Raw genomic sequence first — 21,459 nt, 5'->3', positions numbered from 1 at the left:
CTCGGCAACGCCGCTATCCTGCGGCAATACCGTGACTGGGGGAAGATGGACACCAAGATCCACAATCCGGTCACGAGAGGTGCTGCACTATGCGAATCGGAATCCTCACGGGCGGCGGCGACTGCCCGGGCTTGAACGCGGTCATCCGCGCCGTCGTACGTACGTCGGCCGGTCGTTACGGCAGTACCGTGGTCGGATTCCGGGACGGCTGGCGAGGATTGCTCGAGGACCGCAAGGTCCCGCTCGACTCCGATGACCGCATCAACCGCATCCTCACCCGCGGCGGCACGATCCTCGGCACCGCTCGCGTGAACCCCGACAAACTCCGTGCGGGCCTCGATCAGATCAAGCAGACTCTCGACGACAACGGGATCGACGTCCTGATCCCGATCGGCGGCGAAGGCACTCTCACCGCGGCCAGTTGGCTTTCCGAGAGTGGCGTACCCGTGATCGGTGTGCCCAAGACGATCGACAACGACATCGACTGCACTGACGTGACTTTCGGTTTCGACACCGCCTTGGCTGTCGCCACCGACGCCATTGACAGGCTCCACACCACGGCCGAATCGCACCAGCGCGTCATGCTCGTCGAGGTCATGGGCCGGCATGCGGGCTGGATCGCGCTGCAGGCCGGACTGGCGTCGGGGGCACACCTGACTCTGGTTCCGGAACAGCCGTTCGACGTCGACGAGGTGTGCGCGATGGTCAAGAAGCGCTTCCAGCGTGGCGACTCCCACTTCATCTGCGTCGTGGCTGAAGGTGCGATGCCCGATCCCGCGTCGATGACCCTGCGCGAAGGTGGCATAGACGAGTTCGGCCACAAGATCTTCACCGGTGTCGCGCAGCAGCTCGGAAACGAGATCGAGCGCCGGATCGGCAAGGAAGTTCGCACCACCGTCCTCGGGCACATTCAGCGCGGTGGCACCCCGACGCCGCACGACCGCATCCTCGCCACTCGCTTCGGCGTTCATGCCACCGACGCAGCTCACCGCGGAGATTTCGGTCAGATGGTCGCGTTGCACGGAACGTGCATCGACCTCGTTCCGCTCGCCGAGGCGACCCGCAAACTCAAGACGGTGCCCAAGGAGCGCTACGAGGAGGCAGCCGCATTCTTCGGCTGAGCCGCAGACGCATAAACTGATCACCATGACTGCTGTCGATGCGCCCGACATCCTCGATTACGACGAAGTACTGACCAAGTACGAGCCTGTGATGGGTATGGAGGTGCACGTAGAACTCGGCACCGCGACCAAGATGTTCTGCCCGTGCCCCACCGAGTTCGGTGCCGAACCCAATACCCAGGTGTGCCCGGTCTGTCTGGGCATGCCCGGTTCGTTGCCGGTGGTGAACGCAGCCGCTGTCGAGTCCGCGATCCGGATCGGCCTTGCGCTCAACTGCTCCATCACGCCGTGGGGCCGATTCGCACGCAAGAACTACTTCTACCCGGATCAGCCGAAGAACTACCAGATCTCCCAGTACGACGAGCCGATCGCAACCGAGGGTTACCTCGACGTGATCCTCGACGACGGCACGACGTGGCGCGTCGAGATCGAGCGCGCCCACATGGAGGAGGACACCGGTAAGTCCCTCCACGTGGGTGGCGCTACCGGTCGTATCCACGGTGCCAGCCATTCGCTGCTCGACTACAACCGTGCGGGCGTTCCCTTGGTGGAGATCGTCACCAAGACCATCCACGGTGCCGGTGAGCGCGCCCCCGAGGTTGCTCGCGCGTACGTCACGGCGCTTCGTGATCTGCTGAAGTCCCTCGACGTCTCCGACGTCCGCATGGATCAGGGATCGATGCGCTGCGACGCCAACATCTCCCTCATGCCGATCGGTTCCACCGAACTGGGGACCCGCACCGAGACCAAGAACGTCAACTCCCTCAAGAGCGTCGAGGTCGCAGTTCGCTACGAAATGCGCCGTCAGGCAGCAGTTCTCGACGCCGGCGGTGAGGTCATCCAGGAGACCCGCCATTTCCAGGAAGGCGACGGCACCACCGCAGCGGGACGCCGGAAGGAAACGGCCGAGGACTACCGCTACTTCCCGGAACCGGATCTCGAGCCCGTCGCTCCGAGCGCCGAGTGGGTCGAAGAACTGCGCGGTACCTTGCCGGAGCTTCCCTGGATTCGCCGTGCGCGGATCCAGAAGGACTGGGGAATCTCCGACGAGGTCATGCGCGACCTCGTCAACGCCGGTGCCATCGATCTGGTGATCGCGACCACCGAGGCCGGTGCTTCGCCCGAGGCAGCGCGCTCCTGGTGGCTGTCCTACCTGTCACAGCAGGCGAACACCCGTGGCGTCGAACTCGGCGCTCTGCCGATCACCCCGGCGCAGGTTGCCCAGGTCGTAGCTCTCATCGACAGCGGCAAGCTCAACAACAAAGTGGCTCGCCAGGTCGTCGATCACGTCCTCGACGGCGAGGGTGACCCGGAGCAGGTTGTCGCGGCCCACCCGGAGTTGGTCGTCGAACGTGACGAAACCAAGCTCAAGGCAGCCGTCGACGAAGCGCTCGCAGCGAACCCCGACATCGCGGACAAGATTCGCAGTGGCAAGGTGCAGGCCGCCGGAAAGATCGTCGGCGACGTCATGAAGGCCACTCGTGGACAGGCAGACGCGGCTCGTGTGAAGGAACTTGTCATCGAGGCGTGCAGCTAGCGCACACTGAATTTCTGACACTGATGCCCGGCCGAATCGAATTCGGCCGGGCATCAGTGTTTTTCGCTGTCGTTTTGCCGCTGTCGGTCTACAGACCAGGGACCACAACCGCGCGGCCGCTGAGCGTTCCGGCGGCCAGTCGTCGATACGCTTCGGCGCCGTTGTCGAGACTGAAGGTCTCCACCGCGATGTCGAAGATGCCGGCGTGCGCCAGGTCGATCAATTCGATCAGCTCGTTGCGGGCACCCCAGTACGGAACTGTCACAGAAGCCTCGTAAGGACTTTGGAAGAACCCGACTTTGGCATGGGCCTGCCCGTCGCCGATCCCGACGATAGTGACGTCCGATCCGACGCCGGCGACAGCCATCGCGGTGTCGATGGTGGGCTGATAGCCGACGAAGTCGAGAACCAGTGCGGCGCCCTGACTTCCGGTGATACTGCGGACGTTCTCGGCCGCGTCCTTGTCGGACAGAACCACTTCGTGAGCGCCTACCTTGGTTGCCAGTTCGAGCTTGTCCGCGCTCACGTCGAGTGCGATGACGGTTGCTGCCGAGAGGTGGCGGAGGAGTTGGATGGCGACATGGCCGAGACCGCCGGTACCGATGACGACGGCGTACGAGCCACCGCGAAGTTTCGGCAGTGAACGCTTGATCGCGTGATACGGAGTCAGACCGGCGTCGGTCAGCGGCACCGTCTTGACCGGATCGAGGTCGCCGATCGGGACGAGGTGGCGAGGTGAATCGACGATCATGAATTCGGCCAACGCGCCGGGTGCACCGAGACCAGGAGGATTGATGCCGAGTTCTTTTGCTCGAGAACAGTAGTTTTCGAGTCCTTGCGAGCAGTGCCAACAGCTGCCACAGCCCCAGGGTCCGTAGACGACGACATTGGTTCCGATGTCGAGCCCTTCGACGCCCTCGCCGACGGCGGCGACCCGGCCGGCGCCCTCGTGGCCGAGCGTGAGAGGAAGGCCGTAGGTGTACTGCTCCTCGGGCAGGCTCATGATGAAGTCGTCCGAGTGGCAGACGCCGGCAGCGGTGACTTCCAGGAGCACTTCACCTGGACCGGGCTCGGGTTTGGGAATCTCCGTGAGTTCGGGTTCTGCGCCGATTCTCGTGTACTGGATTGCCTTCATACCGACTCCTTTGTCGTGGTTGGGCCAACCGGTCCTGGCAAATGCGTGGTGTTTAGCCCCGCTAACAAAAGAGTACGCATCTGTGCATGTTCGGTCACGGGATCCGTGACCGAACAGACATGGCGGCTCAGTCGATCCCGCCGCTGCCACTCGGCATCGGGATCTTGACCACCTTGTCGTCGTTCGGACCCGGCTCGCCCGCGGTTTTGTTTATCGTGCTCGCCCACATCAAACCGTCGGATCCGAGTGCCAAACCGCCCAGCTGGCCGTACGTGTCTTTCGCCACTGCCGACGGCGCGGTCGTGACGGCACCTGTTCCTGGATCTGCGGCCAGCGCCGAGATCGCTTTGCCGGCCCCCAGCGCGACAGCTACCACTCCCTGCGCCGCGATGCACCCGCCGACTCCGGGTCGGTCGGGCCACGTCCACGCGGGGGATGTCACCGTGCCGTCGGCGCCGACGCGTTGGAGGCGATCCTCGAGAGTGGTTCGGTCCGTGACCCACGTCGCGATTCCCGGATCGACGCACACGCCGCCGCCGTTTCCGATTCCGGACAGAACAACTTCCGGGCGAGGCGGCGCAGCGTTGGGTGTCAGCGATCGGACCCGCAAGAGTTTCCCCGCCAACGAGGCGGGATCCTGAGCAACCGCGGGGTTTCCGGTATCGCCTGTCAGAACCATGAGCTGGTCCGGGGCCGCGAACTCCAGTGACCCGCCGTTGCCGCTCGCGCCGCGCGGGATTCCACCGAGGACCTCCTTGGCGGTGTCACCCGGAGCGATGCGGACCACCCGGTTGTCCGTTCCGGTGGTGACGTAGGCATAGATCAGGTTGTCTTCGACAAACGTGGGGGAGAGTGCGATGTCGAGCAGGCCGCCGTCACCGCTGCCGTCGACGTCGATCTTGGCTACCTCGACCGGTGTTGTGTTGGGAGCTACCTGCATGATCCGGCCGGTCCGCCGTTCGGCAACCAGTCCGGAGTTCCCGTCCGGGAGTGTGACGAGCCCACCCGTGGTGTCGAGACAGGTTGCGATCACGGCGGTGTCGGCATCCTGACACGGTCCGAGGGGGCCGGTCCGCGGCGCCGGCGGCGTGGTCGACGGCGGCGGGTTCTCCGGCTGCACTTCCGCGCTGGCCTGGTTGGTCGGTTCGGGTGTGAACGGCGAGGCAGTCGATTCGTCGAAGTCGGCGCAACCTGCGAGCAACGATGTCCCGAGCACCAGCGCCAGTGCGCCCAGCGCTGCATGCCTACCCGTAGTCATGCCCAAGACGTTACGTAATGCACGGCAGATGCCGCCACGCCGGACCAAGGTTCCCCGTCGAGTTCGTGAATCGGTCATAGGCTCACCTACGTGACTGACGAGCGAAAAGATCCCAGCGAGTTGTCGGATGCGGACAAGCCGACGGGCAATGTGTCCAGTCCGTATGATTCGCCCACCGAACAATTTCCGACGGTGAGCGCCAAGAATCCGTTGCCGCGGACCGACGACGATCTCGATTTCGGTTCCACGAACGCCAACTCCCTGACCGAACAGATACCGACATACCGAGCACCTGGCGCGGATCAGCCGACCGTGGCTCTCGAGCGTGAGACGGCGTACGACGCTCCGATCGCCGCCGTCCCCACCGCCGAAGCCGTGGCAGGTACAACTGAGTCTCCGCGGGGCCGAGGCACTCTCGACCTCGGGTTGCTTGCACTGCGATTGGCCGTCGGTGGAACTGCGTTGGTGCACGGTCTGCAGAAGTTGACCGGTATCTGGAACGGGCCGGGGCTGAACGGGTTCGAGTCGATGCTGGCGGACGCCGGGTTCCAGCAGGCGAAGTGGATGGCGATACTCGGCGCCGTCGGTGAAGTCGCAGGTGGCGCCCTCCTGATCCTCGGGTTGCTGACTCCCGTTGCGGCAGCGTCGGTTCTGGCGGTGATGATCAATGCGTGGGCGCTGCGTCAGGCGAGCGCACCCGGCCTGGAGTACTTCGCCCCGGCCGGGACCGAGTACGAGATGCTGCTCGGAATCTGTGCGGGCGTCATCATTTTGACGGGACCAGGTCGTATTGCGCTCGACGGTCGTCGTGGCTGGGCAACTCGTCCGTTTATCGGATCGCTCGTGGTTTTGATCCTCGGTATCGCTGCCGGCGTCTGCACCTGGATCTTCCTGAACGGTGCCAATCCGCTCATCTGATACTCGCGCCGTCGAACAAAACGAACCGCCGCTCTCCGAATCGGAGAGCGGCGGTTCGTTTATGAAGGATCAGTCCTTGACGAGTACCGGGTCGGCGTTCGCGGACGGGATGGCGGTTCCGTCCTTGAGTTTGCGACCGAGGACCGACTTGCGGTGACCGTAGGCGAAGTACACGAGCACACCGATGGCCATCCAGACGAGGAACCGGATCCAGGTCTCGACCGAGAGGTTGAGCATCAGCCAACCGCAGGCGAGCACGGCGACGATCGGAACGAACGGCACCAGCGGGACGCGGAATCCGCGCGGCAGGTCGGGGCGGGTGCGGCGAAGGACGATGACACCGACACAAACCAGGACGAAGGCGAACAGCGTTCCGATGTTGACCATCTCTTCGAGCGTGCCCATCGGGAAGAAGGCTGCCAGGACGGCGACGATGCCACCGACGATCAACGTGATGCGCATCGGGATGCCCTTGGCGTTGGTCTTGGCCAGGCTGCGCGGCATGAGGCCGTCACGGGACATGGCGAAGAGGACGCGGGTCTGGCCGAGCATCATGACCATGACAACTGTCGTGAGGCCGGCCAGGCCACCGAAGTTGATGGCGGTTTGTGCCCAACCGATTCCGTTGGCCTCGAATGCGGTTGCGAGGGTGGCGCTGGAATCGCCGACCAGCGGACTGCCGTCCTTGAGTTCGGTGTACTTGACCATGCCGGTCAGTACGAGCGTGACGGCAACGTAGAGAACCGTGACGATGGCGAGCGAGCCGAAGATTCCTCGCGGCAACGACTTCTGCGGGTTCTTGGTTTCCTCGGCGGTGGTGGCGACGACGTCGAAACCGATGAAGGCAAAGAACACGAGGCTGGCTGCGGCGAGCAATCCGTAAGCGCCGTAGCTACTTCCGCCTGCGCCGGTCAGCCAGGAGAACAGGGTCTGATGGATTCCGCTTGCAGAACTCTCGGTTCCTTCGGACGGCGGGATGAAGGGGGAGTAGTTCTCCTTCTTGATGTAGAACGCGCCCACGACGATGACGAGCAGGACTACTGCGATCTTGATCGCGGTGATGATCGCGGAGACTCGCGAGGAAACCTTGGTGCCGATCGCGAGGATCAGCGTGATCGCGCCGATGATGAGCAGAGCGCCCCAGTCGAAGCTGATCGAACCGATGTGGGCGGTGGTGCTTCCGCTGGCCCCGATGACGTTGCCGAGGTACAGCGACCAGCCCTTGCCGACGACGGCGGAGGCGAGAGCGAACTCGAGAATGAGGTCCCAGCCGATGATCCAGGCGGCGAACTCCCCGAACGTGGCGTAGGAGAACGTGTATGCGCTGCCTGCGACGGGGACGGTGGAGGCGAACTCCGCGTAACACAGCGCGGCGAGGCCACAGGCGATGGCAGCGAGAACGAATGCCAGTGAAATGGAGGGTCCTGCGACATTGCCTGCGGTTCGAGCAGTCAGCGTGAAGATGCCTGCGCCGATGACGACGGCGACTCCGAATACCGTGAGGTCCTTCGCGGTCAGTTCCTTCTTGAGCTTTGTCTCAGGCTCGTCGGTGTCCGCGATCGATTGCTCGACGGATTTGGTGCGCCATATGCCGACTCCGGGCATGTATTGCTCCTTGGTTGTTTCCCGTCGACCTTGTGGGTGACGGGCGGTGGCTGACTGTCGTCGTTGTGATGTGCGTCTCAGCGACCTGATGAGGGAACCACTGGTGAGCGCCGTGTGCAAGTCGGCTCGCTCGAACTGACCGAAATGATCACCTGACTGAAAGTCATCCCCCCTCATGTATCTGAATTGATCAGCTGGTGTCTGAAACCCTACGTCCAAGTGAATTCGCTCACGAGCCGGACGCGCGATTCGGTCTGAAATGTCTGATAGCTCATATCGTTCCGTTGGTGCTCCGCGTGTCGCCCGGTTATTCGGTACCTGTCGGTCGGTCTTGCTGTCGATGAGTTGCACTGTCGCTGTACCAGCACGTCCCATTTCACCCGTATCGGGGCGACAGGCGAGAGGACCACCGCGTACCTGGATCCGGTCGAGCGTCCATCACGCGTCGTGGCAGAGTGTGTCGGCAACGGGATGATCGGATTGGGTTGTGGTTCAAGCTCATACAACACCGGAGGAAGTATGGCGTGTTCGGACGCAGTCGGTCCCGCGTTCTTCTCCGAGGTGACATGAACCCGACTCTGTCGACCCTCTGTCGTGGCCCGTTGGCGAGCATTCTCGTGGAGCTGAGTTGGTTGCCGCACGTGCGGCTGCCCGAAAACCTTGTGTGACTGTCACATCGGCTACGGGCGTCTCGAGCCGCACGAGCGCTGACAGAAAAAATCCCCGGCCGAAAAGCGGCCGGGGATTTTTTCGATTCGTGGCAGAACTTACGGAACGTAGCGAACCGCGCCCTTGTCGGCGGACGTCGCCAGAGCGGCGTAGGCGCGCAGTGCTGTCGTCACGGTGCGCTGACGATCGACCGGCTGCCACGGGCGCTCCGAGGCCTCCATCTTCGCGCGTCGCTCGGCGAGGACGTCGTCGTCGACCAGGATCTCGAGCGTGCGCGAGGCGACGTCGATGCGAACCTGATCGCCGTTCTGGACGAGACCGATGATTCCGCCTGCGGCAGCCTCGGGGGAGATGTGACCGATGGACAGCCCGGAGGTTCCGCCCGAGAAACGACCGTCGGTGATCAGCGCGCATTCCTTACCGAGGCCTGCGCCCTTGAGGAAGGCAGTGGGGTGCAGCATTTCCTGCATGCCGGGGCCACCCTTGGGGCCTTCGTAGCGCACGACGAGAACGTCGCCGGCCTTGATCTTCTTCTGCAAGATGACCGAGACGGCTTCTTCTTGGGATTCGACGACGAGCGCCGGGCCCTGGAAGGAGAACAGTTCCTCGTCGATGCCGGCCGTTTTGAGTATTGCGCCGTCGAGTGCGATGTTGCCACGCAGGACAACCAAGCCGCCTTCGACGGTGTAGGCGTTCTCGACGTCGCGGATACAGCCGCCGGCCGCATCGGTGTCGAGGGCAGACCAACGGTTGTCCGTGGAGAACGGTTCGATGGTGCGCACGCCGCCGGGAGCCGCGTGGAAGAGTTCGATTGCCTCGTCGGTTGCCTTGCCGGAGCGGATGTCCCAGTCGTCGAGCCACTGGTCGAAGCTCTTGGTGTGCACGGTGGACACGTCGGTTTCGAGGAGTCCGCCGCGGCGAAGCTCACCGAGCAGGGCGGGGATTCCGCCGGCGCGGTGGACGTCTTCCATGTGGTAGTCCGAGTTGGGAGAGACCTTGGACAGGCACGGAACCTTTCGGCTGATCGCGTCGATGGTGTCGAGGTCGAAGTCGACCTCGCCTTCCTGCGCCGCAGCCAGCGTGTGCAAGACGGTGTTGGTGGAACCGCCCATGGCGACGTCGAGAGCCATCGCGTTGCGGAACGCTGCCGGGGTCGCGATGTTGCGTGGCAGCACCGACTCGTCGCCGTCGCGGTAGTACTTGAGGGCAGCCTCGACCACGGTGGTGCCCGCACGAGAGAAGAGTGCGTGACGAGCCTTGTGAGTTGCCAGCGTGGAGCCGTTGCCCGGCAATGCGAGGCCGAGGGCCTCCGTCAGGCAGTTCATGGAATTGGCGGTGAACATTCCGGAGCAGGACCCGCATGTCGGGCACGCGCTGCGCTCGACCTCGTCGAGGCCCTCGTCGGACACGGCATCGTTGGCAGAGGCGGAGATCGCGGTGATGAGGTCGGTGGGGGCTTGGGCCACGCCGCCGACGACCACTGCCTTACCGGCCTCCATCGGACCGCCGGAGACGAAGACGGTCGGGATGTTGAGACGCATTGCAGCGTTGAGCATGCCGGGAGTGATCTTGTCGCAGTTGGAGATACACACCAGTGCGTCGGCCGTGTGGGCGTTTGCCATGTACTCGACCGAGTCGGCGATGATCTCGCGGCTCGGGAGCGAGTAGAGCATTCCGCCGTGGCCCATTGCGATGCCGTCGTCGACTGCGATGGTGTGGAACTCACGAGCGACGCCGCCGGCCGCACTGATGGCCTCGGCAACGATCTCGCCCACGTTCTTGAGATGCACGTGGCCGGGTACGAACTGGGTGTACGAGTTCGCTACGGCGACGATCGGCTTTCCGAAGTCGGAATCCGTCATTCCTGTGGCGCGCCACAGGGATCGGGCTCCGGCAGCATTACGTCCGATGGTGGTGGTGCGTGACCTCAACGGGGGCATGGGCGTGTTCCTTATGTGATCGTTGCTGGTCCACTCAAATAGAAGCGAGGGCCTTTCAACGCTACTCGCGTGCTACGGGCGCTTCTCTTCGGGCTGGTCCTGTGTGTTCTCGGCGACCTCGGATTCTGCTTCTGCTTCTGCAGCTGCTTCTTCCTCTTCGGCTTCCTTGGCGGCGAAGGCTTCTGCGGCGGATGCGTAGGGATCGGTGATGCGGCCACCGCTGGCGATCGCGATCTCGGGAAGCCTGACGAAGCTGACCGCAGGCAGGGTCACCTCGGTTCCGTCGGTGAGTTCCGCGCGCGCCCAACTCCGCTTCGGGAAGCGGAAACCCTTGACGTCGTCCCAGGCGAGGGTGCGCTTGGAGAACGTCGAGCGGACCTCGAGGCCGTCAGGGCTGACGGTGGTGCGCAGTCGCGCGACGAGATAGACGGCGATGATCGGAAGGATCAGCAACCAGCTGAAGGCGACGGGCCACCCGAAGATCGGGAAGCTGACCGCGAACAGAAGGAACGCGCACGCCATGTAAGCGAGCTGCGAAATGCGGATGACGTGCCGAAGTGGTTTCGGCGTGTGGGATGATTGAGCCGGTGGCACGGGCTGCTGCGAAGTTGACACCTCTACATCTTCGCATTGCAGCCGATGTATCTCAGATTCTGGGACGGTCGACTCACCAAGTTTGCCGTTCGCGACTAGCGCCTCTACTGTCGAGTGCGTGAAACAGAATGAGTTGCTCGTAATCGGCCGGCGCGTCGTCGCCTGAGTCGATTTCTCAACTCACCAGATAACGACGCGCCACCCTCGCTCAGCAGATGCTGACGGGGGTTTTTTGTTGCCCGGAGCCAGAATCAGAGGATTTCCCAGTGAGCGCACCAACAGCACGGCCTCAACCCACGCCGCGCAAGTCAGGGACACCGAGCCCGACAACCGCGGCTGCCGCAACCCAGACGGCCAACCGTCGCCAGCTCCCGCCTGAGCGGGTAACCGGCGCGCAGTCTGTGGTTCGAGCCCTCGAAGAGCTCGAGGTCGACACGGTATTCGGCATTCCCGGCGGTGCCGTGCTCCCGGTTTACGACCCACTCTTCGATTCGGTCAAGGTTCGCCACGTGCTCGTGCGCCACGAGCAGGGTGCAGGCCACGCTGCCACCGGTTACGCCCAGGCGACCGGCAAGGTCGGCGTCTGCATGGCTACCTCGGGTCCCGGTGCGACCAACCTGGTCACGCCGCTGGCCGACGCGCAGATGGACTCCGTTCCGATCGTGGCGATCACCGGACAGGTGGCGCGCTCGCTGATCGGTACCGACGGCTTCCAGGAAGCCGACATCTCAGGCATCACGATGCCGGTCACCAAGCACAACTTCCTGATCACCGACGCGATCGACATCCCGCGCATCATGGCCGAGGCCTTCTACCTCGCGGCCAGCGGTCGCCCCGGCGCCGTCCTGGTCGATATCCCCAAGGACATCCTGCAGTCGCAGACCACGTTCTCGTGGCCGCCGGAGATGCGTCTGCCGGGCTACCGCCCGGTGACCAAGCCGCACGGCAAGCAGGTTCGTGAAGCTGCACGTCTGATCGCCGACGCCAAGTCGCCGGTTCTGTACGTCGGTGGCGGCGTCATCAAGTCCGACTCCTCGCCGGAGCTGCTCGAATTGGCCGAGCTGACCGGTATCCCCGTCGTCACCACGCTGATGGCCCGCGGCGCGTTCCCGGACAGTCACGACCTCAACTGCGGTATGCCGGGAATGCACGGCACCGTTGCCGCAGTCGCCGCTCTGCAGCGTAGCGATCTACTGATCACCCTCGGTGCGCGTTTCGACGACCGCGTGACCGGTCAGCTGAATTCCTTCGCGCCCGACGCCAAGGTCATCCATGCCGACATCGACCCGGCCGAGATCGGCAAGAACCGCTACGCGGACGTCCCGATCGTGGGCGACTGCAAAGAGGTCATCACCGAACTCATCGAGGCGATCCGTGCCGACATGGCCACGGGCACCACGTTCGACCTCACCGAGTGGTGGGCGTACCTGAACGACATCCGTCGTACGTACCCGCTGAGCTACGACCGTCCCACCGACGGTCAGCTGAGCCCGGAGTACGTGATCCAGACCGTCGGCAAGCTCGCCGGACCGGATGCCATCTACTGCGCCGGCGTCGGTCAGCACCAGATGTGGGCCGCGCAGTTCGTCGGCTACGAGAAGCCGCGCACGTGGCTCAACTCGGGCGGGCTCGGCACCATGGGGTACGCGGTTCCCGCAGCCATGGGCGCCAAGATGGGCATGCCCGACACCGAGGTGTGGGCGATCGACGGCGACGGCTGCTTCCAGATGACCAATCAGGAACTCGCAACCTGCGCACTCGAAGGTATTCCGATCAAGGTTGCCCTCATCAACAACGGCAACCTCGGCATGGTGCGCCAGTGGCAGACACTCTTCTACGAAGAGCGCTACTCCAACACCAACCTCGGAACGCACGGCGCCATCCGCATCCCGGACTTCGTGAAGCTCGCAGAAGCATTGGGCTGCCACGGAATTCGTGTCGAGCGTGAAGAAGATGTCGAAGCTGCGATCCGTGAGGCGCAGTCCATCAACGACAAGCCTGTCGTGATCGACTTCATCGTCACCGCCGACGCACAGGTGTGGCCGATGGTCGCTGCCGGAACGAGCAACGACGAAATCATGGCGGCCCGGGGCATCCGGCCGCTGTTCGACGACGACGAGGCAGTTGCCGAGCCCGCCGTCATCCACGAAGCCATGTCACGCGAGCAAGCCGGACCCGCCGCGGGCACAGGGGAGGATCAGAAGTGAGCACCAGTCACACCCTCAGTGTTCTCGTCGAGGACAAGCCAGGCGTGCTGGCTCGCGTCTCCGCACTTTTCTCCCGCCGCGGATTCAACATCGAATCCCTTGCGGTGGGCGGAACCGAGATCCCCGAGATCTCACGTATGACCATCGTCGTCACGGTCGACGAGTTCCCTCTCGAGCAGGTGACGAAGCAGCTCAACAAGCTGATCAACGTCATCAAGATCGTCGAGCAGGACGGTGAAGCATCCGTCGCTCGCGAGCTCGTGCTCATCAAGGTGCGCGCTGATGCAAGCGTGCGCACGCAGGTCATCGAAACGGTGAACCTGTTCCGCGCCAAGGTGATCGACGTCTCTCCGGAGTCCGTCACCATCGAGGCGACCGGTACTCGGTCCAAGCTGGATGCACTGCTGCGGATGCTTGATCCGTACGGTATCCGGGAGATCGTTCAGTCCGGGGTCGTGGCAGTCGGTCGAGGGCCGAAGTCGATCACGGCCACCCGCTAGTACTTTTAGACACGTAAAAATCCAAGGAGAGGTTGAGAACTGTGGCAGTCGAGATGTTCTACGACGACGATGCCGATCTGTCGATCATTCAGGGCCGCAAGGTTGCTGTGATCGGCTACGGAAGCCAGGGCCACGCCCATTCGCTGAGCCTGCGTGACTCGGGCGTCGATGTGCGCATCGGCCTCAAGGAAGGCTCGAAGTCGCGTGAGAAGGCTGAAGAGCAGGGGCTGACGGTCGGTACGCCGGCAGAGGTTTCCGAGTGGGCCGACGTCATCATGGTGCTCGCACCTGACACCGCGCAGGCGAGCATTTTCACCAATGACATCGAGCCGAACCTCAAGGACGGCGACGCGCTGTTCTTCGGTCACGGCCTGAACATTCACTTCGACCTGATCAAGGCTCCGGAGTTCGTCACCGTCGGCATGGTCGCCCCCAAGGGCCCCGGCCACCTGGTGCGTCGTCAGTTCGTCGACGGCAAGGGCGTTCCCGCGCTCATCGCCATCGACCAGGATCCCAAGGGTGAAGGCCAGGCTCTCGCTCTGTCCTACGCCAAGGGCATCGGCGGAACCCGCGCAGGCGTCATCAAGACCACGTTCAAGGAAGAGACCGAGACGGACCTCTTCGGCGAGCAGGCCGTGCTCTGCGGCGGCACCGAGGAACTGGTCAAGACCGGTTTCGAGGTCATGGTCGAGGCCGGCTACGCACCCGAGATGGCGTACTTCGAGGTTCTGCACGAGCTCAAGCTCATCGTCGACCTCATGTACGAGGGTGGCATCGCCCGCATGAACTACTCGGTGTCCGACACCGCTGAGTTCGGTGGATACCTCTCCGGCCCGCGCGTCATCGACGCCGACACCAAGGAGCGCATGAAGGCGATCCTGGCCGACATCCAGTCCGGCGAGTTCACCCGTCGTCTGGTTGCCAACGTCGAGAACGGCAACACCGAGCTCGAGGGCCTGCGCAAGGCCAACGCCGAGCACCCCATCGAGGTCACCGGCAAGAAGCTGCGCGACCTGATGAGCTGGGTCGATCGTCCGATCACCGAAACCGCGTAATTCGCAGTTTCACGCTCCACGTCTCCACTGGCCTGATGCCGCGCCGGTTCAATTACGTTGAACCAGCGCGGCATTGGGCCGGAGTCGTTTTCCGGGTCGTCTGAGTCCGGATTCATATTCCGTCGAGAATTTGCCCGCGAAAGTGTCCACTATGTGGTATTGCCTACCGCGTTGTGGATTCCAAGTGAGCGCGCACTAAACTATCGGTGGTTAAACCACCTTCACACCCACCTAATCAGGGAGTTTGCACGTGAGCCAGCCTGGCCGTCCCGTTGTTCTGATCGCCGACAAGCTCGCGCCGTCCACAGTCGAGGCGCTCGGTGACGGTGTGGAGGTGCGTTGGGTCGACGGACCCGACCGCCCGGCGCTGCTCGCCGCGGTACCCGAGGCCGACGCGATTCTCGTCCGTTCCGCCACTACCGTCGACGCCGAGGTTCTGGCTGCCGGCACCAAGCTGAAGATCATCGGCCGCGCCGGTGTCGGCCTGGACAACGTCGAGATCCCCGCGGCCACCGAGCGCGGCGTGATGGTCGTCAACGCACCGACCTCCAACATTCACTCCGCTGCCGAGCACGCTGTCGCGCTCCTCATGTCGACCGCTCGCCAGATTCCCGCAGCAGACAAGACCCTGCGTGAGAACACCTGGAAGCGAAGCAAGTTCAACGGTGTCGAGATCCTCGGCAAGACCGTCGGTGTCGTCGGACTCGGCCGCATCGGCCAGCTCTTCGCGCAGCGTCTCGCTGCGTTCGAGACCACGATCATCGCGTACGACCCCTACCTGCCCGCAGCGCGCGCAGCGCAGCTCGGCATCGAACTGGTCACCATCGACGAGCTCGTCGAGCGCGCCGACTTCATCTCCGTGCACCTGCCCAAGACCAAGGAAACGGCCGGCCTGATCAACGCCGAGCGCCTCGCCAAGGCCAAGGACGGCGTCATCATCGTCAACGCCGCTCGCGGTGGTCTGATCGACGAAGATGCGCTCTACGACGCACTCGTCTCCGGCAAGGTCCGAGGCGCCGGTCTCGACGTGTTCAGCACCGAGCCGTGCACCGATTCCAAGCTTTTCGAGCTCGACAACGTCGTTGTCACCCCGCACCTCGGAGCATCGACGTCCGAGGCTCAGGACCGCGCAGGTATCGACGTGGCCAAGAGTGTTCTCCTCGCTCTGGCAGGCGAATTCGTTCCCGAGGCTGTCAACGTCTCCGGCGGCCCCGTGGGCGAAGAAGTTGCTCCGTGGCTCGAGCTCGTCCGCAAGCTCGGTCTCCTCGCTGCGACGTTGTCGCCCGAAGCTGTGCAGACCGTGCAGGTTGTCGCCACCGGCGAGCTGTCTGCCGAAACCGTCGACATCCTCGGCCTGGCTGCACTGCGCGGCGTGTTCTCCGCCAGCAGCGATGAGGCTGTCACGTTCGTCAACGCTCCGGCACTGGCCGAGCAGCGCGGCGTGACCGTGTCGGTCGAGAAGCACTCCGAGGCTCTTGCTCACCGCAGCGCGGTCGAGGTGCGTGCAGTTGCCGCCGACGGCACGGTCACGTCGGTCACGGGCGCACTCACCGGTCTGCAGCAGGTCGAGAAGATCGTCAACATCAACGGACGCAGCTTCGACCTGCGCGCCGAGGGCCACAACATCGTCGTTCACTACAGCGATCGCCCGGGCGTTCTCGGTGTCCTCGGCACCGTCCTCGGAAACGCGGGCGTCGACATCCTCGCAGCAGCACTGAGCCAGGATGCCGAAGGCGAAGGCGCAACTGTCATCTTGCGCGTCGATCGCGTCGTCGGTGACGCCGAGGTCGAGGCAATCGTCTCGCAGCTCGACGCTCGCGTCGCCCAGGTCGACCTTTCCTGATTGTTTTTGCTGTGCGCCTTTATCAACCGCCCGCGGTTGATAAAGGCGCACAGTTCTACTGAGATGAGGACTCCATGAAGCTTGCGGTCATTCCGGGTGACGGAATCGGCGTCGAGGTCACTGCCGAGGCGCTCAAGGTGCTCGGCAAGTTGGTTCCGGATCTGGAAACCACCGAATACGATCTCGGTGCCCGTCGCTACAACGCCACCGGCGAGTTGCTCCCGGCGGACGAGCTGGACCAGATTCGTCAGCACGACGCAATTCTGTTGGGCGCCATCGGTGATCCGCGGATCGTCGCACCCGGCATCCTCGAGCGTGGTCTGCTGCTGAACATGCGCTTCCAGCTCGATCATCACGTGAATCTTCGTCCCGCACAGCTGTATCCGGGTGCGCTGTCGCCGTTGGCGGCCCAGCCGGAGATCGACTTCGTCGTGGTTCGTGAAGGCACCGAGGGTCCGTACACCGGAAACGGTGGAGCGATCCGCGTCGGCACCGATCACGAGATCGCAACCGAGGTGTCGATCAATACCTGGTTCGGTGCCGAGCGCGTGGTGCGTTACGCATTTGCCTTGGCGCAGACCCGGTCCAAGCACCTCACCTTGATTCACAAGACCAACGTGCTCTCCAACGCGGGCGCAATCTGGACGCGTGCAATCGAGACCGTCGGTGCCGAGTTCCCGGACGTCGAAACCGCGTACTGCCACATCGACGCGGCCACGATCTACATGGTCACCGACCCGTCGCGCTTCGACGTGATCGTCACGGACAACCTCTTCGGTGACATCATCACCGACCTCGCCGGCGCCGTAACCGGTGGCATCGGTTTGGCCGCAAGCGGAAACATCGACGCGTCGGGTACCAATCCGTCGATGTTCGAGCCCGTTCACGGCAGTGCTCCGGACATCGCAGGCAAGGGGATCGCCGACCCCACTGCCGCGATCCTCTCGGCCGCACTGCTTCTTCGCCATCTCGGACGCGAGGACGACGCCGCTCGGGTCGAGGCTGTGGTCGCTGCCGACCTGGCTACCCGCGGCGAAGGTCCCATCTCCACAACGGAGATCGGCGACCGGATCACTGCAGCGCTGTAAGGAATTCTTTCACGAGACTGACGCGCGTGAGCCTTTCGGCTTGCGCGCGTCAGTCGTTTCCGGCACCCCGATAGACTGGCCGGCATGCGTCTTGGTCGAATTGCCAGTCCCGATGGTGTTGCGTTCGTCAGTATCGAAGGTGAAGAGGATGCCCTCGTCGCCAAGGAAATTGCGGAGCACCCGTTCGGGAACCCCACATTTACCGGCCGAAGTTGGCCGCTCGCCGATGTTCGTCTGCTGGCTCCGATTCTCGCCAGCAAGGTGATCTGCATCGGCAAGAATTATGCAGATCACATCGCGGAGATGGGCGGAGAGGCTCCCGCGGACCCCGTGATCTTCCTCAAGCCAAACACGTCCATAGTTGGCCCGGGTGCCCCGATCGTCTTGCCTCCCACCTCGAACGAGGTGCACTTCGAGGGTGAACTCGCGGTCGTCATCGGTCAACCGTGCAAGGACGTTCCGGCGGCGAAGGCGTTGAGCGTGGTCCTCGGTTACACGATCGCCAACGACGTGTCGGCGCGAGATCATCAGCGTCACGACGGGCAGTGGACGCGCGCGAAGGGCCACGACACTTTCTGCCCACTCGGCCCCTGGATCGAAACCAGTCTGGATGCGTCCGACGTCGATATCAAGACCGAGGTGAACGGCCAGGTCAAGCAGGACAGCAGCACGGCTTTTCTCCTCCACGACATTCCGAAGATCATCGAGTGGATCTCGGCGGTGATGACTCTCTTGCCTGGCGACGTCATCCTCACCGGCACCCCCGCCGGAGTAGGCCCGATCGTCGACGGCGATTCCGTGTCGGTCACGGTCTCGGGGATCGGCACGCTCACGAACCCGGTGACCGCCAAGAGCTGATCTGACCCGGTTCGTTCAGTCACGCGACTACGGAGGCCCCATCCAACCGGATGGGGCCTCCGTCGTGGTGTGAGGTCGAGAGGTGTCTGTCGCAGAAAAGTTGCAAGATGGTAACTATCGCCAGTGGATTGATCGGGATTGCCAACCGACTCGAAGAAATCAGGCTCCGGGACTGACCTGCGGGTTTCATGACCCAGGCGAAGCTTCGCCTCTGATCCTCCTGGCGTTATGTCGGATTTGGCCAGGTTGGGAGAGTTCGCCATACGGTTTGCTGTCGCGGCCCGTAACAGACCAAATTCCCTGAAATGTAACGCTGAGCAGTAGGGTGACCGATAACTGGATAGAAGCCGATGGGGCAATCGAGTGGATTGCGCAGAAACGTGGTGATACATGACGACCTTCGCGGAAGCCTCCCGGACAGCGGCAGGGCAAGCGCGGAACGGGCAGCGGCCGGTGTGGCGAGACAAGAAGCGCTACCTGTGGCCACTGGGTTTGCTGGTTCCTCTCAGCCCGTTCGCTGCGTGGTTCCTGGTCGACAAATTCAGTCTCGGGCTCTTCTGGGCCATCGGGGCGTGGCTGATCGTCATCGTCATTCCCCTGATCGATCTCCTGGCGGGCGAGGACGGCAACAGCCCACCGGACGAAGCGATCCCTGAATTGCAAGAGGATCGTTTCTACCGCTGGTGCACGTACTTGTTCCTGCCCCTCCAATACGTCGGGCTGGTGTTCGTCGCGTGGTGCTGGGTGAACGCGCCGATGGCGGCGGGGGAGAAGTTCGCGCTCGCGATGACTGCCGGCGTGGTTGCCGGTGTGGGGATCAACGCGGCGCATGAATTGGGGCACAAGAGTGAGAAGCTCGAGAAGTGGCTCGCGAAAGTAGCGCTCGCGCAGTCCTTCTACGGCCATTTCTACGTCGAACACAACCATGGTCACCACGTCCGCGTCGCGACGCCGGAGGATCCGGCCAGCTCACGGTACAAGGAAAACTTCTGGTTCTTCTTGCCTCGCAGCGTCATCGGCGGCCTGCGCTCGGGATGGCGGATCGAAAGCGCTCGTCTGAGGCGTCAGCGGAGACGGACGTGGAGTTACCGCAACAACATCCTGAACGCGTGGGCGATGAGTGTGGTTCTGTTCGGCAGTCTGATCGCCGCGTTCGGCTGGGAAATTGCGCCGTGGCTCGCCGTTCAGGCAATTGCAGGCTTCACGTTCCTCGAGACCGCCAACTATCTCGAGCATTACGGCTTGCTACGTGCGAAGCGGCCTGACGGCTCGTACGTCCGGTGCTCGCCCGAGGACAGCTGGAACAGCGACCACGTCGTCAGCAATCTGTTCCTCTATCAACTTCAGCGTCACAGCGACCATCACGCGAATCCGCGTCTGCGGTACCAGAGCCTGCGAAGTGCGGCCGAAGCGCCGCAACTTCCAGCGGGTTACGCAGTCATGATCGTCTGCGCGTGGGTGCCGCCGCTGTGGCGAAAGGTCATGGACAAGCGACTGCTGGCCTACTACGACGGCGACATGACACGCATCAACGTCCTGCCGGGTAAGTGATCGGCCGGATGGAGGAAGCGCTGCCGGACTAACCTGTAGTACGACCATCCATCATCGCCGAGCCAAGTGAGCCATGACCAACAGCGAAGTACGCGTCCGTTTCTGTCCGTCACCCACCGGAACCCCGCACGTGGGTTTGGTGCGCACCGCCTTGTTCAACTGGGCATTCGCACGACACCACGGCGGCACATTCGTGTTCCGTATCGAAGACACCGATGCGCAGCGCGACAGTGAAGAGTCCTACCAGGCCATCCTCGACGCCCTCCGCTGGTTGGGGCTCAATTGGGACGAAGGCCCGGAGGTCGGTGGGCCGCACGCACCGTATCGCCAGTCCGAGCGTCGCGACCTGCATCTCGACGTCGTTGCCAAGTTGCTGGCCGCGGGCGAGGCCTACGAGTCCTACTCGACCAACGAGGAGGTCGAAGCGCGACACAAGGCGGCCGGACGCGATCCGAAGCTCGGATACGACAACTTCGATCGCGAGCTCAGCGACGAGCAGCGCGCTGCCTATATCGCCGAGGGGCGCAAGCCCGTCGTCCGCCTCCGGATGCCCGATCATGATCTGACCTGGAACGACCTGGTGCGGGGCGAGACCACGTTCAAGGCAGGCACCGTTCCGGACTTCGCGCTGACTCGCGGCAACGGCATTCCGCTGTACACCTTGGTCAACCCGGTCGACGACGCGTTGATGAAGATCACCCATGTACTGCGCGGCGAAGATCTTCTGTCCTCGACTCCGCGTCAGCTCGCGTTGTACGAGGCATTGATTCGTATCGGTGTCGCCGATTTCACACCGTCGTTCGGGCACTTGCCTTTCGTGATGGGTCAGGGCAACAAGAAGCTTTCCAAGCGCGATCCCGAGTCCAACCTCTTCATCCACCGCGATCGGGGCTTCATTCCCGAGGGATTGCTGAACTACCTGGCTCTGCTCGGGTGGAGCATCGCCGACGATCACGATGTCTTCTCGCTCGACGAGATGGTTGCGGCCTTCGACGTCTCCAAGGTCAACTCCAATCCTGCCCGCTTCGACCAGAAGAAGGCCGACGCGATCAATGCCGAGCACATTCGTCTGCTCGAGCCGGCCGACTTCGCCGGTCGTCTGAAGTCGTTCCTGGTGGAGCACGGACACATCGGCGCCGACGTCGACGAAGCCACGTTCACTGTTGCGGCGGACCTCGTGCAGACGCGCATCGTCGTCCTGTCCGACGCGTGGGATCTGCTGAAATTCCTGTTCGTCGACGAGGCGTCGTTTGCTCTCGATCCGGCCGCGGCGGCAAAGAACTTGAAGGAAGATGCCGGTCCGGTTCTGGACGCGTCTCTTGCGGCGCTCGATGCCATCTCAGAGTGGTCGGCGGCCAGTATCGAGGAAGCACTCAAGAAGGCCCTCATCGAGGATCTGGAGCTCAAACCGCGTAAGGCCTTCGCTCCGGTTCGGGTCGCGATCACGGGCTCTCACATCAGCCCTCCGCTGTACGAGTCGATGGAATTGCTCGGTCGTGAGGTCTCGCTCGCTCGGTTGCGCGCCGGTAGGGCAGCGGTAACCGCCTAGATCGGACGGTCTTCCGGCCGAAAATGAAGCA

Annotated in this window: 16 protein-coding genes; 11 read left to right on the top strand and 5 right to left on the bottom strand. The window is 63.3% G+C overall.

Features of this window, described 5'->3' with window-relative positions:
* Window positions 1-89 precede the first annotated feature (89 nt).
* The gene (locus tag ATN37_RS11900; RefSeq protein WP_075832935.1) at window positions 90-1,121 is read left to right on the top strand and encodes an ATP-dependent 6-phosphofructokinase; all 1,032 of its coding nucleotides are present in this window, start codon (window positions 90-92) and stop codon (window positions 1,119-1,121) included.
* A 25-nt stretch (window positions 1,122-1,146) separates the two neighbouring features.
* Complete coding sequence (gene gatB, locus ATN37_RS11895) at window positions 1,147-2,658, top strand: Asp-tRNA(Asn)/Glu-tRNA(Gln) amidotransferase subunit GatB (RefSeq protein ID WP_007729370.1); 1,512 nt, start codon at window positions 1,147-1,149, stop codon at window positions 2,656-2,658.
* 88 nt (window positions 2,659-2,746) lie between these two features.
* Here gatB and ATN37_RS11890 read toward each other — a convergent pair whose 3' ends face one another.
* Both ATN37_RS11890 and ATN37_RS11885 read right to left on the bottom strand, forming a co-directional pair.
* Window positions 2,747-3,793, bottom strand: a complete 1,047-nt coding sequence (locus ATN37_RS11890) for an NAD(P)-dependent alcohol dehydrogenase (protein ID WP_030535408.1) — start codon at window positions 3,791-3,793, stop codon at window positions 2,747-2,749.
* 127 nt (window positions 3,794-3,920) lie between these two features.
* On the bottom strand, window positions 3,921-5,051 hold the full coding sequence (locus ATN37_RS11885; protein ID WP_003944688.1) for a sorbosone dehydrogenase family protein: 1,131 nt from the start codon (window positions 5,049-5,051) through the stop codon (window positions 3,921-3,923).
* 90 nt (window positions 5,052-5,141) lie between these two features.
* Between ATN37_RS11885 and ATN37_RS11880 the strand changes: the two genes are divergently transcribed.
* Window positions 5,142-5,969, top strand: coding sequence for a DoxX family protein (locus ATN37_RS11880; RefSeq protein ID WP_003944742.1), 828 nt, complete (start codon window positions 5,142-5,144; stop codon window positions 5,967-5,969).
* A 69-nt stretch (window positions 5,970-6,038) separates the two neighbouring features.
* Here the strand turns inward: ATN37_RS11880 and ATN37_RS11875 are convergent, their stop codons facing one another.
* From ATN37_RS11875 to ATN37_RS11865, 3 genes are all read right to left on the bottom strand, one after another.
* Window positions 6,039-7,574, bottom strand: a complete 1,536-nt coding sequence (locus tag ATN37_RS11875; protein WP_003944693.1) for an amino acid permease — start codon at window positions 7,572-7,574, stop codon at window positions 6,039-6,041.
* A gap of 767 nt (window positions 7,575-8,341) precedes the next feature.
* Window positions 8,342-10,183 carry a dihydroxy-acid dehydratase gene (gene ilvD, locus ATN37_RS11870; protein ID WP_007729361.1) on the bottom strand — a complete coding sequence of 614 codons (1,842 nt, stop codon included), beginning with the start codon at window positions 10,181-10,183 and terminating at the stop codon, window positions 8,342-8,344.
* 72 nt (window positions 10,184-10,255) lie between these two features.
* Window positions 10,256-10,777, bottom strand: a complete 522-nt coding sequence (locus ATN37_RS11865; RefSeq protein ID WP_030535410.1) for a PH domain-containing protein — start codon at window positions 10,775-10,777, stop codon at window positions 10,256-10,258.
* A gap of 266 nt (window positions 10,778-11,043) precedes the next feature.
* Between ATN37_RS11865 and ATN37_RS11860 the strand changes: the two genes are divergently transcribed.
* From ATN37_RS11860 to gltX, 8 genes are all read left to right on the top strand, one after another.
* The gene (locus tag ATN37_RS11860) at window positions 11,044-12,984 is read left to right on the top strand and encodes an acetolactate synthase large subunit (protein ID WP_030535411.1); all 1,941 of its coding nucleotides are present in this window, start codon (window positions 11,044-11,046) and stop codon (window positions 12,982-12,984) included.
* Entirely contained in the window at window positions 12,981-13,484 is a 504-nt protein-coding gene (gene ilvN, locus ATN37_RS11855) for an acetolactate synthase small subunit (RefSeq protein ID WP_003944718.1), read from the top strand. Before ATN37_RS11860 ends, ilvN begins: the two co-directional genes overlap by 4 nt.
* Window positions 13,485-13,537: 53 nt before the next feature.
* Window positions 13,538-14,539 carry a ketol-acid reductoisomerase gene (ilvC, locus tag ATN37_RS11850; protein WP_030535412.1) on the top strand — a complete coding sequence of 334 codons (1,002 nt, stop codon included), beginning with the start codon at window positions 13,538-13,540 and terminating at the stop codon, window positions 14,537-14,539.
* Window positions 14,540-14,789: 250 nt separating this feature from the next.
* A complete protein-coding gene (gene serA, locus ATN37_RS11845; protein ID WP_003944758.1) occupies window positions 14,790-16,382 on the top strand; it encodes a phosphoglycerate dehydrogenase in 1,593 nt (530 codons plus the stop codon).
* Window positions 16,383-16,456: 74 nt separating this feature from the next.
* A complete protein-coding gene (locus tag ATN37_RS11840) occupies window positions 16,457-17,470 on the top strand; it encodes a 3-isopropylmalate dehydrogenase (protein ID WP_003944691.1) in 1,014 nt (337 codons plus the stop codon).
* Between the two features lie 84 nt (window positions 17,471-17,554).
* Window positions 17,555-18,328, top strand: a complete 774-nt coding sequence (locus ATN37_RS11835) for a fumarylacetoacetate hydrolase family protein (protein ID WP_003944722.1) — start codon at window positions 17,555-17,557, stop codon at window positions 18,326-18,328.
* 390 nt (window positions 18,329-18,718) lie between these two features.
* Window positions 18,719-19,879, top strand: coding sequence for an alkane 1-monooxygenase (locus ATN37_RS11830; RefSeq protein ID WP_050656958.1), 1,161 nt, complete (start codon window positions 18,719-18,721; stop codon window positions 19,877-19,879).
* Window positions 19,880-19,952: 73 nt separating this feature from the next.
* Window positions 19,953-21,428, top strand: coding sequence for a glutamate--tRNA ligase (gene gltX / locus ATN37_RS11825; RefSeq protein WP_003944712.1), 1,476 nt, complete (start codon window positions 19,953-19,955; stop codon window positions 21,426-21,428).
* Window positions 21,429-21,459 lie beyond the last annotated feature (31 nt).

The sequence above is a fragment of the Rhodococcus sp. MH15 genome, from assembly GCF_019266045.1.
GTDB classification, from domain to species: domain Bacteria; phylum Actinomycetota; class Actinomycetes; order Mycobacteriales; family Mycobacteriaceae; genus Rhodococcus_F; species Rhodococcus_F qingshengii.
Note: the sequence above shows the minus strand (reverse complement) of the source record. Positions and strands in the feature narration are given on the sequence as shown.

Excerpts from the sequence above, each read along its gene's own strand:
- ATN37_RS11835 (WP_003944722.1), top strand. The coding sequence starts at position 17,555 with ATGCGTCTTGGTCGAATTGCCAGTCCCGATGGTGTTGCGTTCGTCAGT.
- ATN37_RS11885 (WP_003944688.1), bottom strand. The coding sequence starts at position 5,051 with ATGACTACGGGTAGGCATGCAGCGCTGGGCGCACTGGCGCTGGTGCTC.
- ATN37_RS11890 (WP_030535408.1), bottom strand. The coding sequence starts at position 3,793 with ATGAAGGCAATCCAGTACACGAGAATCGGCGCAGAACCCGAACTCACG.
- ATN37_RS11900 (WP_075832935.1), top strand. The coding sequence starts at position 90 with ATGCGAATCGGAATCCTCACGGGCGGCGGCGACTGCCCGGGCTTGAAC.
- gltX (WP_003944712.1), top strand. The coding sequence starts at position 19,953 with ATGACCAACAGCGAAGTACGCGTCCGTTTCTGTCCGTCACCCACCGGA.
- ilvD (WP_007729361.1), bottom strand. The coding sequence starts at position 10,183 with ATGCCCCCGTTGAGGTCACGCACCACCACCATCGGACGTAATGCTGCC.
- ATN37_RS11840 (WP_003944691.1), top strand. The coding sequence starts at position 16,457 with ATGAAGCTTGCGGTCATTCCGGGTGACGGAATCGGCGTCGAGGTCACT.
- ilvC (WP_030535412.1), top strand. The coding sequence starts at position 13,538 with ATGTTCTACGACGACGATGCCGATCTGTCGATCATTCAGGGCCGCAAG.
- ATN37_RS11875 (WP_003944693.1), bottom strand. The coding sequence starts at position 7,574 with ATGCCCGGAGTCGGCATATGGCGCACCAAATCCGTCGAGCAATCGATC.
- ATN37_RS11830 (WP_050656958.1), top strand. The coding sequence starts at position 18,719 with ATGACGACCTTCGCGGAAGCCTCCCGGACAGCGGCAGGGCAAGCGCGG.
- gatB (WP_007729370.1), top strand. The coding sequence starts at position 1,147 with ATGACTGCTGTCGATGCGCCCGACATCCTCGATTACGACGAAGTACTG.